This is a genomic window from Bacillus sp. YBWC18, assembly GCF_002998775.1.
In the GTDB taxonomy this organism is placed as follows: domain Bacteria; phylum Bacillota; class Bacilli; order Bacillales; family Bacillaceae; genus Bacillus.
Map to the genome: position 1 here is coordinate 285,270 of NZ_PVRI01000004.1, position 12,595 is coordinate 297,864.

Annotated in this window: 11 protein-coding genes and 1 riboswitch; of the genes, 8 read left to right on the plus strand and 3 right to left on the minus strand. The window is 41.2% G+C overall.

Annotated elements, in window-relative coordinates; genetic code table 11:
• Positions 1-7: 7 nt before the first annotated feature.
• From C6348_RS13185 to C6348_RS13215, 8 genes are all read left to right on the plus strand, one after another.
• Positions 8-1,231, plus strand: a complete 1,224-nt coding sequence (locus tag C6348_RS13185; protein WP_411266109.1) for a glycosyltransferase family 2 protein — start codon at positions 8-10, stop codon at positions 1,229-1,231.
• A gap of 4 nt (positions 1,232-1,235) precedes the next feature.
• On the plus strand, positions 1,236-3,323 hold the full coding sequence (locus tag C6348_RS13190) for a cellulose biosynthesis cyclic di-GMP-binding regulatory protein BcsB (protein ID WP_106043480.1): 2,088 nt from the start codon (positions 1,236-1,238) through the stop codon (positions 3,321-3,323).
• A 69-nt stretch (positions 3,324-3,392) separates the two neighbouring features.
• Positions 3,393-3,537, plus strand: a riboswitch (cyclic di-AMP (ydaO/yuaA leader).
• A 112-nt stretch (positions 3,538-3,649) separates the two neighbouring features.
• Positions 3,650-5,476: an APC family permease gene (locus C6348_RS13195; protein WP_106043481.1), complete on the plus strand. Its 1,827-nt coding sequence runs from the start codon at positions 3,650-3,652 to the stop codon at positions 5,474-5,476.
• 70 nt (positions 5,477-5,546) lie between these two features.
• Positions 5,547-7,268: a pyruvate oxidase gene (locus tag C6348_RS13200; RefSeq protein WP_106043482.1), complete on the plus strand. Its 1,722-nt coding sequence runs from the start codon at positions 5,547-5,549 to the stop codon at positions 7,266-7,268.
• Positions 7,269-7,503: 235 nt separating this feature from the next.
• Complete coding sequence (locus C6348_RS13205; RefSeq protein WP_106043483.1) at positions 7,504-9,135, plus strand: T7SS effector LXG polymorphic toxin; 1,632 nt, start codon at positions 7,504-7,506, stop codon at positions 9,133-9,135.
• 14 nt (positions 9,136-9,149) lie between these two features.
• Positions 9,150-9,461, plus strand: coding sequence for a hypothetical protein (locus C6348_RS13210; RefSeq protein ID WP_106043484.1), 312 nt, complete (start codon positions 9,150-9,152; stop codon positions 9,459-9,461).
• Positions 9,462-9,613: 152 nt separating this feature from the next.
• Positions 9,614-9,760, plus strand: a complete 147-nt coding sequence (locus C6348_RS18915; RefSeq protein WP_189293947.1) for a hypothetical protein — start codon at positions 9,614-9,616, stop codon at positions 9,758-9,760.
• Positions 9,761-9,895: 135 nt separating this feature from the next.
• Positions 9,896-10,120 (plus strand): hypothetical protein, encoded by a 225-nt coding sequence (locus C6348_RS13215; RefSeq protein WP_106043485.1) that lies wholly within the window; start codon positions 9,896-9,898, stop codon positions 10,118-10,120.
• 40 nt (positions 10,121-10,160) lie between these two features.
• Here the strand turns inward: C6348_RS13215 and C6348_RS13220 are convergent, their stop codons facing one another.
• The 3 genes from C6348_RS13220 to C6348_RS13230 all read right to left on the minus strand — a co-directional run bounded on the left by C6348_RS13220 (position 10,161) and on the right by C6348_RS13230 (position 12,440).
• Positions 10,161-10,424 (minus strand): hypothetical protein, encoded by a 264-nt coding sequence (locus C6348_RS13220; RefSeq protein ID WP_034663988.1) that lies wholly within the window; start codon positions 10,422-10,424, stop codon positions 10,161-10,163.
• Positions 10,425-10,522: 98 nt separating this feature from the next.
• Positions 10,523-11,092 (minus strand): GNAT family N-acetyltransferase, encoded by a 570-nt coding sequence (locus C6348_RS13225; protein WP_106043486.1) that lies wholly within the window; start codon positions 11,090-11,092, stop codon positions 10,523-10,525.
• Positions 11,093-11,162: 70 nt separating this feature from the next.
• Complete coding sequence (locus C6348_RS13230; RefSeq protein ID WP_034663985.1) at positions 11,163-12,440, minus strand: Nramp family divalent metal transporter; 1,278 nt, start codon at positions 12,438-12,440, stop codon at positions 11,163-11,165.
• Positions 12,441-12,595 lie beyond the last annotated feature (155 nt).

Here is a 12,595-nt window from a genome sequence, read left to right on the forward strand (position 1 = left end):
TTGGACTATGCTCCTATACCACATGTTTCTCATGCAGGGCGGCTTTCAGCATTACCTCACCTATGAAAAAGTGCTGCCTAAATGGACAAAACAAGGGAAAGAGCTGCCAACCGTCAGTATCCTGATTCCTGCTCATAATGAAGAAATTGTCATTCGGCAGACGTTAAAAGCGATGGTCCAGCTATCTTATCCTAAACACCTCCTTGAAATCATTGTGATTAATGACAATTCCTCTGATCGCACAGGAGATATTGTGCAATCATTCAGTGAGCAATATGATCATGTCCATATGATTGAAACGAAGCCGCCATTTGCAGGGAAGGGAAAATCTACTGCACTGAATGAAGGATTGAAGGCTTCGACAGGAGAAGTGATTTGCGTATACGATGCAGATAACATGCCGGAACAAAAGGCTGTCTATCATTTGGTTCTTGGGTTATTGAATGATCCAAAAGCAGGCGCCGTTGTCGGGAAATTCAGAGTGATCAATGCAGCCCAAAATTTGCTGACCAAATTTATTAATATTGAGACCATCTGCTTCCAATGGATGGCGCAGGGCGGGAGATGGAAGTGGTTTGGGATTGCGACAATACCAGGCACCAACTTCGCCATCCGCCGGCACATTTTAGAAGAACTCGGCGGCTGGGATGTCCAAGCTTTGGCCGAGGACACCGAATTAACGATCCGTGTGTATAACCTTGGGTATGTGATTCGATTTTTCCCAGCTGCGATCACATGGGAACAAGAGCCTGAGACATGGAAGGTCTGGTGGCGGCAAAGAACGCGCTGGGCTAGAGGTAATCAATATGTTGTACTCAAATATTTAAGACAGTTTATGAAGCTGAAACGAAAACGAATGATTTTCGATTTGTTTTATTTCTTCTTTACGTATTTCTTATTTTTCTTCGGTGTTCTGCTCTCAAATGGCATCTTTATCGTGAACCTATTTGTTGACCTTCACTTATCTGTAGGGGCTGTCGCACTGATCCTGTGGGGATTAGCCTTCTTCCTCTTTCTAACAGAAGTGATGATTACATTAAGTATTGAGAAAACAGAGCTCACCAAACAAAACATTCTCATTGTAGTCCTCATGTACTTCACCTATTCTCAAGTATGGATTGCGCTTGTCGTGTACTCCTTATGTGTAGAGGTGAAGAGCCGATTATTGAAACAAGAAGTGAAATGGTACAAAACGGAGCGTTACGATCAACAACAAAAGAAAAGCGGGTGACAAATTGAAATCGGTCAAATGGATGATTTTTATATTAGCGCTATCCCTTGCCATTCAGCCTTTTTTCATGGCAAGTCAAGCAATGGCGCAATCCAATCGAGTACAAGTGAAAGACGATTGGGTTCGCTCATCGAAAGGAAGTCAAACAGAAACGCAGCATCTATCAGAAGATGTGGTGACTTTGTATGGACAAGAAGACCGCACTGAATTTTCCTATCAAATGGAGAAAGAAAAAGTAGAGTCTAGCACTCTTACATTAAATATAGAGGCTTCACCATTACTCATTTCGCCATCGTCTTTCACAGTGATGATTGATGGAGAGATTGAAAAGACAATCCCTGTATCAGGGAAAAACCAAAAAAAATCGATTCAAATCAAATTGAACAAAGCGCAATTGAAAAAAGGATCTCATCAAATTCAGCTCGCATTTTATGGTGTGTTAAAAGAAGGTGTGTGTATCAACCAAGAGACACCTGCCAATTGGCTGAAAGTATATCCTGAAAGTGAGCTGGCGTTCAAAGGAGCTCAAACGAAAGACGTGACGTTAGACAGCTTCCCTTCACCTTTTATTCCATCAGGTGAGCAGAAAGAACAAACAGATATTGTGATTCCAAATACACCGGAAGCGGCTGAATTAGAAGCGGCTATGAAAATCTATCGTACGTTGAAAAACAAAGACCGTCTAGCAGACCTCAAACTCGTTCAAGAAAAGGACCTCAAGCAAATTGCGCATCCAACCATTGCTGTGGGAGCAAAAGGAAGCTGGAAAGGACGTATGAAATCGATCGAGCAAGCTGCGGGGATTAAAACAGAAAGCAATCAACTTACGTTAGCGGTGAGAACCCTGACAGCAAAGAAAAAAGAACAGCCCATTTTATTTGTCTCTGCTGAACAGCCAAGGACAATTGCTGAAAAAATCAGTGTCCTGACTCAACCTGAACTGACGGGTCAGCTCACTGGTACCGACCTGCTGCTGCAAAAGGTGACAGCTAATGCTTCTAAGCCATCGCATCATATTCGTTTAATAGATTTTGGCGGAGATGATGTCACAGTTGGAACCAAAAAGACGGCATCTGATCACTACTATTATCCGAAAGCATTAATCGCTCAACAAAAATCAGGTGCAAAACTAAATCTATCATTTAAAAAATCGGATCCAGCGAACAAAGCGGAACGTCTAACAGTGATGATCAATAACGAACCGCACGACATACCGTTAACAAAACTAGGAAACAAAGATGAGAATGGATTCTATCATGTGTCCATTCCAGTAGACTCGCAAGTGCTTCAAAAGAACGAGTATGTGGACTTGCAATTTGTCACAACGGGTTTTAAAAGCATAGAATCGTGCAGACATACGGATGAAGAAGGCTGGATTTACATTGACAAGAACAGCTCTCTTCAAATACCAGAAGGAACAAATAGTGATACACCGGATTTAGCCGCATGGCCGCTTCCTTACACTTCAAAAACACAGCAAGGAAACACATTGATCATCATGACAGATCAAATCAAGCAAGCAACGATCAATCAAATGGCGATGCTGACAGAATCATTTAGTCAGCCGGAAGCTGCACAATATCATTTGATCAAAGCATCGAATGTGACAAATGAACAATTGAAAAAGAACTCTCTCATTTTCATCGGGGGCATCCAGACATTCTCTCTTTTAAAAGAAAAAGCAGACGATCTCATCGTTCCAGCGAAAAAGGGTCAATATGATGTATCCTCATTTGGCATGATCAACGAAACCACAGCTCGTATTGTATGGACGCAGCCATCTGTATGGAATAAAGAACAAACAATGACTGTTTTTTCAGGAATGACGGCAGCTGACGCTGATATATCAAATGAAGTGATTCGATACCTTCAAACAAATACGGAGACCGCAACAGTTGCAATAGAAAGCAAAAACAAAGAGATGTTCTCTAATCACCAAACAGTCAGCAGCACAATAAATGATCTTAAAAAAGGTGAAAAGCAAGGCGGCGGTGAGTCTTGGATTTACTTTGCCTGTATCGCTGTACTGATCATTTTTGTCGCTTTGATGATTGTTTATTTCGTACGAAAAAACCGCAAAAAGACTGATTAATAAACGGTCAAAAGACCTCGAAAAAATCTCTTTACTTTGGTGTCAAACGGGAGTATGATCTCTTTTATAAAAGACCAATCGCTGAATCATTTCGATGAGCGGGGGAACCAATTGTGGTGCAAGGCACCACGTGGGGTGAATCCTTTTTAGGTAGGGCAAAGTCTCATGCGCCCGAATCCGTCAGCTAACCTCGTAAGCGTTAAAGAGAGCAAAGACCAACCTGTGATCTAAACAATAGGCACAGGGGCATTCTATTGCCTCTGTGTCTTTTTGGCGATCCATCTTTTGTAATTTAAATCGTTTGACACTAAAGGAGCGGGCATCACATGTACAGTTTGATGAAGCGTATTTTAATTGGTAAACCATTAAAATCACAGGCAGCAGGAGAACAAAAACTATCAAAAATCAAAGCGTTGGCATTATTGTCATCAGACGCATTGTCATCAGTTGCATACGGTACAGAACAAATTTTAATTGTTCTTTCCGTGGTTAGTGCAGCAGCATTTTGGTACTCACTCCCGATTGCAGGTTGCGTATTAATTCTTTTAATGGCGTTAATTCTATCTTACCGCCAGATCATTTATGCTTATCCAGAAGGCGGCGGGGCATATGTTGTCTCTAGCAGAAACCTAGGTGAAAAACCAGGATTGATCGCTGGTGGATCATTGCTTGTAGACTATATTTTGACTGTAGCAGTGAGCATATCAGCGGGTACTGATGCCATCACATCGGCTTTTCCAGCACTATATCCATATCATGTCTTGATCTCAATTGTATTGGTCATCGTGATTATGGTGCTCAACCTTCGTGGATTGACAGAATCGGCATCTATTTTGGCTTATCCTGTCTACTTGTTTGTATTTTCACTCCTTATATTAATTGGAGTCGGCGGATTTAAATTGTTAACAGGCGGCGTACCGCCAGCACCTGAGCATGCAGCGGTAGGCACACACGTACAAGGCATTACATTATTTCTGTTATTAAAAGCTTTTTCATCTGGCTGTTCTGCTCTGACTGGAGTAGAAGCCATTTCAAATACCATTCCATCCTTTAAAAAACCAGCTGCTCAAAATGCAGCAAGAACATTATTGATGATGGGTGGATTACTAGCCGTTTTATTTGTGGGAGTCACATTGCTTGCGTTTGGTTTCGGCATCTCGCCAAAGCCAGAAGAAACGGTTGTATCACAAATTGCATCAGACACTTTTGGACGTACGTTTTTCTATTACGTGATTCAGGCTGTCACAGCGCTAATCTTAATATTAGCGGCAAATACCGGCTTTTCAGCCTTTCCTTTATTGGCTGTCAATTTAGCAAAGGATAAATATATGCCGCGTATGTTTACTGTAAGAGGAGACCGGCTTGGTTACTCCAATGGCATTATCTTTTTAGGCGTAGCCTCTATGCTGCTCATTTGGTTGTTTGATGGGAAAACAGAACACCTCATCCCGCTATATGCTGTCGGTGTGTTCATTCCATTTACCCTGTCGCAGACCGGCATGTGTGTGAAGTGGATTCGAGAAAAACCGCAGGGCTGGAAAACGAAAATGCCAATCAATATAGTCGGAGCACTGATTTCTTTTACAGTTTTCATGATACTCATTTTGACCAAGTTCCATCTCGTATGGCCAGTATTTGTTTTCATGCCTATTGTTCTATTTATCTTTCATTCCATTAAAAAGCATTACCTGTCTGTTGGAGAACAACTGCGTTTATTGAATGAAACAGAGCCTGTTGAGATTAAAGGGAATGTGGTCATCGTACCGATAGCAGGTGTAACACGTGTCGTCGAACAATCTGTCCAATATGCAAGGTCTTTGTCAGATCAAGTCATAGCGGTTCATGTATCCTTTGATAAAGAAAAGGATAAGAAAATTGAAGAGGATTGGGAAAAACTAAACAGCGGTGTACGGCTTGTGATGCTGCATTCTTCCTATCGAAGCCTCATTCACCCGCTTGATAAATTTCTTGAAACCATTGAGGCAAAAGCAAATGCGCATCAATATAAAGTGATGGTGCTCGTGCCTCAATTTATCCCGAAAAAAAGATGGCACACCATTTTGCATAATCAATCTGCCTTTTTATTAAAATTCCGCCTATTATGGAAGCGTGATATTGTGGTGGCGACCCTTCCATATCATTTTAAAAAGTAGCAAAAGCAAGTTGAAACGTTTGATCAAAAGGGTGCGGTGGTATGGAGTAAGAAAAAAGGAGTTTTCTCACATGCCGCAAAGAACCGCAGGAAAAGAAGTAACAGCGCTACTGGAAGAGTGGGGCGTGAAACATATTTATGGAATGCCCGGCGACAGCATAAACGAATTGATTGAAGAACTTAGGCATGAATCAAGCCAAATAAAATTTATCCAAACGAGGCATGAAGAAGTGGCAGCACTTTCAGCGGCAGCTGATGCGAAACTAACAGGTAAACTAGGTGTCTGCTTATCAATCGCTGGGCCGGGTGCTGTCCACCTATTAAATGGACTTTATGATGCAAAAGCAGATGGTGCACCAGTTTTAGCAATTGCTGGGCAGGTTGCTTCGGCCGAAGTAGGCAGAGACGCATTCCAAGAAATCAAATTGGAGCGGATGTTTGACGATGTCGCTGTCTTTAATCAGCAGGTACAGACAGCAGAGGCGTTGCCTGACTTATTGAATCAAGCCATTAAAGCAGCTTATACCCATAAAGGTGTGGCAGTTCTCACCGTATCGGATGACTTATTTTCTCAAAAAATAAAGCGTAAACCCGTCTATACATCCCCTCTTTATGTTGAGGGAGAAGTACGGCCAAAGAAAGATCAATTGCTAAAGGCAGCTCAGCTGATTAACAATGCGAAGAAGCCAGTCATCTTAGCAGGTAAAGGATTAAGACATGCAAAAGAAGAGCTTCTATCATTTGCAGAAAAGGCAGCTGCTCCTATCGTCATCACACTCCCTGCAAAAGGGGTTGTGCCAGACAGGCATCCATACTTTTTAGGTAACCTAGGTCAAATTGGAACGAAGCCGGCATATGAAGCGATGGAAGAATGTGATCTCTTAATTATGCTTGGAACCTCCTTTCCATATAGAGACTACTTACCAGAGGACACGCGAGCTATTCAACTGGATATTAAACCAGATCAAATCGGTAAAAGATATCCGGTAGATGTGGGAATCGTGAGCGACAGCAAGAGCGGTTTGCATGAACTGACTTCCTACATTGAATATAAAGAGCAGCGTGGTTTTCTTGAAGCTTGTACAGAGCATATGATGAAGTGGCGAGAAGAAATGGATAAGGAAAAATCCTTTGCTACTTCACCGATTAAACCACAGCAAGTCATTGCTAGACTAGAAGAAGCAGTCGAGGACGACGCTATTCTTTCAGTTGATGTTGGTAATGTGACGGTATGGATGGCACGTCATTTTGAAATGAAACAGCAGGATTTCATTATCTCCAGCTGGCTTGCCACAATGGGCTGCGGTTTACCTGGTGCGATTTCAGCTAAGTTAAATGAACCGAACCGACAAGCTATTGCTGTCTGTGGTGATGGAGGCTTCACAATGGTCATGCAAGACTTTGTGACAGCTGTAAAATATAAGCTGCCGATCGTTGTCGTGATCTTAAACAACAGCAACCTGGGAATGATTGAATATGAACAACAGGTAAAAGGAAACATGAATTATGGAATAGAGCTGGAGGATATTGATTTTGCTAAGTTTGCAGAAGCATGTGGCGGCAAAGGGATCTCTGTGTCATCACATGAAGAATTAGCGCCAGCCTTTGATACAGCCCTTCAATCTGATAAACCAGTTATTATTGATGTCACTGTCGCCAATGAACCCCCGTTACCTGGGAAAATCACTTACACCCAAGCAGCAGGCTTCAGTAAATATTTATTGAAAAAATTCTTTGAAAAAGGTGAGTTGGATATCCCTCCACTCAAGAAAAGCCTCAAACGCTTTTTCTAAACACAAGGTAGTCGGTCTTCTGAAAAGAAGGCTGACTTTTTTTTGTGATGATTAGGGGAAATCATTTCAATTGTCACTTGCTTTCATCTCTATTGAAATTAAAGGATATTATTTTTGTAACTTAAAGCCTATTTTTCCAATTCGTTGATAAAGGTAAAATAGACTTTATGATCAATAATGGAGGGAGTGACTTCTTCTGGGCAAGATACTTGATGCAAAAGCACTAACAAGTGCCATGGACACAAGGGCAAAACACTACCAGGAACTCCGCGAACAAATGGTAGATTTAAAAAAAGCATTACAAGGTGTTTCTAATCTCGGTGACGACTTCACTGGGAAAGGTGCCGATAACATTAAAAGCTTCTACAAAGAGCTCGCTGGAAATGTAGACATGTTTATCAGCTTCATTGATAAGCAAAAGGCCTTTCATGAAGGTGTTTCTGGGACACTCGATGATACAAACTTTGGCGGCGATACCTTCGTAGAAGAACACTTTTTAGACAACGCAGTACATATGGGCATCAAAAACGCCAAAAGCATTGTAAAGGATCAAAAAAAGGCACTTAAAACCATTTTTCAGGACATTGATGACCTCATTTCTCTAGAGGTATTTGACAGCAAAACCTTTGATGAAAAAATTGCAAATGCAGAAGATGAACGAAAAAAGACAGTAAAAGACCTAAGAGAGCTTGATCAAAATTTAAAAGATGAATATGCTTTGTCAGAAACGGAGCAGCAAGCTACAATGGCATTGTACGCAGAAATGATGAATGCGACAAATGATGGAAAAGCGATTTCGCCTATGAATTTTGACAAGAAAGCGTATCAAAATAGCGAAATCTACAAGGCAAAAAGTGATATTGAAAAGCAAACTTCTGAATATCTCAAAATTAAAAAAGAACAAGAAGAAGCTAGAGAAATCGCAAAGGAACAAGAAGCACTCGCCAACCGCCCTTGGTATGAAAAAGCACTTGATTATGGTGGAAATATCGTGAATGAACTGACTGGAGTAAACGATGCAAAACGCGCCGCAACGGGCGTTGACCCGATCACAGGCGAAGAACTTACCGCAGGACAGCGCGTCGCCGCAGGCGGCATGGCAGCAGCGGGTTATATCCCAATCGTCGGCTGGGCAGGTCGCATTTTCAAAGGCGGAAAAGCTGTTTATAAAACAACTCAAGCCACCTCGGCCGCAGTCAGAGCAGTCGATATTTACAAGACATCGCAAAAGTCTTTTGACGCCTTAAAAACATCGCAAAAAGGCTTATACGGCCTCACCGCCACCAACGGATTCAGCGAAGCAATTACAGGTAGAGACATGTTTGGGAATAAGGTCTCGAAAGAACAGCAGGAAGCGAGCATGAACGCAGCGCTTGGAATGCTTTTGCCGTTTGGGGCGAAAGGGTTTCATGGGAAGATGGGAATTAACAGAACAAGTGGTTTAAGTAAAATACCTGAAAATAGTATTAAACATTCTAATAAAGGAGATTTCACAACAAACCCTAAAACAGGGAATATTTCAAAAATGAAGGGTGGAGGACACGGACAAAGCAATATAAAATTCTTACAAGAAAATAATATAGAATATAATATAAATAAAGTATACGAGAACGGTGTTAGGATAGGGAATGTACCTGGTCATAAGGTGAAAGCAAAACGAACAGGTTCAAACCAATCATGGTTCCCAGAAAACTGGACAGAATCTGATATTGCGGAAGCGGGTGCCAAAATTGTTCAATCACCTGATTTTTCAAAAGTCGAGAATGGAGTGACTATTTTTGGAGAGCATAAAGGAGTAAGGGTTGGAGTTATTAAAACCAATGGAGAAGTAGGAACTATTTTTCCGGATGCTACAAAACAACCTTAATATGGAGGAACAATATGGATATTGAGAATGCATTAAAGATAGTATTAGATAAAAGAAAAAAATTAGATTTAAATGATGATTATGGTATACAGAAAAGTTGGGATGAAATAATAGAAATTCTTGGGGAAAACGAAGAGAGAACGCTAGAATATTTAGATCGTTGCAGTAAAGAAGATTTATATTGGATAAGTGAAGTGTTTGAAGACATATCAGAAATTTTACAAAGTAAGGAATTAATTAAATGTTTGCGTAAATTGGATGAAAAATATCCTGAATTAGAGATGACACAAGATATTGATCTAGCAGAAAGCTATATTGAAGATTAATTTTTAAATAACTAGAGAGCTTAGATAAAACGATGAATTAAGGTTCATCGTTTTATTAATGATAATAATTTCAGGCATGTAAAGATTGATATGATAAAAGAATAAAGTGGTTTTGTTTCTTTTTTTGAAAGCAAAGGAGGAGAAAAAAATGAGTGATTATCATAGATGGTAAATTAAAAAGTATGTTAGATATTATTATTGAAAAAGAAGATGCTTACAATCAATATACGGAATTAATAAAGGATTTGATGTTTTCAGGCATTCAGCAATACATTGAGAAATATAATAAGCCGGAATGAAACTCTGACCTTGATTTTTCTAATAGAACCAAGGTTTTTTAAACTGCAATTGCACTTGCAAAACAAATCACTCCACACATAATTGGAAATCATATGTTAAACTAATCCAACCACCACAAAAAAGGAGAATAAACCATGCTATGGATCCTCACACAAAACCAGCAAACTCTGATTCATGTCCAAGAAGTCTCAGTAAGCGGCAAAAAAATTGAAGGGATGATCTTGGGAAGTACTTCTTGGGCAAAGATGCTCGGCAAGTATGACTCGAATGATCGCGCAGGAGAGATTCTTCAAGACATGATGAAGACGATTGAAGAACATCCAAATGCCACGATGACATACCGAATGCCGCTTCAATAAAAAAGAAACCACCTTTTCATCGCGAAAAGGTGGTTTTTGTTTAGGATGGTGTTTTTCCAAAGGCTAAGAATAAAGGGATGCCTGTGCCGACAAGGGTTGTGGCAAATAGGAACATACCGCAAATAAATAGAAAATGGCTGGCTGAAAAGACGAGTGCCAGAATGAGAAAAACGATGCTGAGTCCTACCATGCTATAGGATGGGACAAAGCGGCGTTTGTAGGTGGCTTTTTTTGTTAGGAATGAGAAGAAAATACCAAATACCAAAGGGACAATCCATAAGTAAAATAAAATAATAAGAGACATACATCATACCTCGATTTTTCCTTCTATTTTATCAGATGCCGATCACAACGGATACTACAAAGCTTCACTTTATAAAATAATTCATGCAATCGACACAATTAAGTAGGCTGATTCATCGAATGCGTTTTTTGTTTCATATATTCAGGCTGTAAAAGGGCGTACACACAATGATCGGTAAAGCGATTGCCCAGCCATTCACATTGCCTTAATATTCCCTCAAGCGAAAAGGATAATCTCTCTGCAATGCGTCTGCTTTTCTGATTGTCGACAGCAGCCCTAATCTCAATACGGTGCAGTCCGCACTCTTCAAATAAATAGCGAATGACCGCTTGACAGGCTTTTGTCATGATGCCTTTTCCTTGATAGCCTTCTCCGAGCCAATAGCCGATTGAAACGGTCCTATTGATCCAATGAATTTGATGGGTGCCAATGATGCCGACGAGTTCTCCATGTGACCAGATGCCCGCTTGAAAACCGTTGTTCTGCATCGCTTGCTGCATGGCGCCTTGGATAAACGCCATACTGTCTTCCTCTGTCTGCGTTGAATCCACCCAAAGCATCCATTCACGTAAATGCTCTCTCGACCGCTGAATGAGCAAATACAGACTTCTTGCGTCTCTTGGCTCAAGCAGCCGCATGGATATCTCTTGATCCTGATAAACAAACATGAACCCACATCCTCTCAGGGGAATTCTACCATAACCAAATGGAAAGAAAAAGACAGCTCAACACTGTCTTTTACATAAACGTATCTACAATTAAGAAAAGATTAAGTGCTACAACAAGAGCTGCTATCACCCAAGATATTCCTGTCACCCAGCGGGCATTCGTTAATTCGCCCATAATTCGCTTTTTACTTGTAAATAAAATGAGCGGAATTAAAGCAAAGGCAATACCAAAGGATAAGACGACCTGACTCATCACAAGCGCGGAGGTCGGGTTCACCCCAGATGCAATGATCGCAATAGGGGGAATGATGGTAATCAGCCGGCGGACATATAGCGGGATTCGGTATTGAATAAAGCCCTGCATAATGATATCGCCTGACAGTGTACCAACAGAAGAGCTGGATAGTCCGGCTACAAGCAGACCTACACCAAATAAGATGGCTGATACAGGCCCTGCGAGTGTACCAAAATGCTGAAACGCAACATCCAGATCTTCAACAAAGAGACCATTTTTATAAAATAAAGCGGCTGCCACAATCAACATGCTGGCATTGATGGCCCCGGCGACTATCATCGCAATGAGGATATCTAAAAACTCAAAGCGGAAAATCTGCTTTTTCTCCTTTTCCGTTCTGCCGACGACTCTTCTTTGGGTTAAAGCTGAATGTAAGTAGATTGCGTGAGGCATCACAGTGGCGCCTAAAATTCCAGCTGCAAGCAGCACGCTGTCTGCGCCATCAAATTTTGGAATGAACAGTCCGCCAGCGACACTTGCGATATCTGGTTTGGCGACAAAGGTTTGCACAGCGAAAGCGATCACGACAACGAACAGCATGCCTGTAATACCTGCTTCTAATGCTCGATAGCCTCGTCTTTGCAGCTCTAATATCGCAAATGAACCGATAGCGGCGATAATAGATGCTTCAAGCAGAGGGATTCGAAAAAGCAAGTATAAACCAAGTGCCGCCCCGATAAACTCAGCTAAATCCGTGGCAATAATGACGAGCTCTCCCTGAATCCATAAACCGATTGAAACGGGTTTTGGAAACTCTTCACGTGCGATTTCAGGTAAGTTTTTACCTGTCGCGATTCCAAGCTTTGCGGATAAGGACTGGATGAGCAAAGCCATGAGATTTGATATGAGAATGACCCATAAAAGGAGATATCCGTATTTGGAGCCAGCCGCAATGTTGGTGGCGAAATTTCCTGGATCAATATATGCAATGGCTGCGATAAAAGCAGGGCCGAGAAAAGGAAGGAGCCTTCTAAATCCTTTGACCTTTCCTTCAAGTGCACGCTCAGCTGCAGCTGACATGTGTGCCTGTGCCTCGATGTATTTGTTTGTCATATGTCATCACCTAGATTCTACAAAGTTTTGCTTTGGCACAAAAAGTTTCCTTGATGCAATTTTTAATCATCATATGCCCATCTTCATGAAAAGTCAACTATCTGAACTAATAGGTTTGTTTATCATATGTAAGTGAAAAAAATAGATACCTTGTC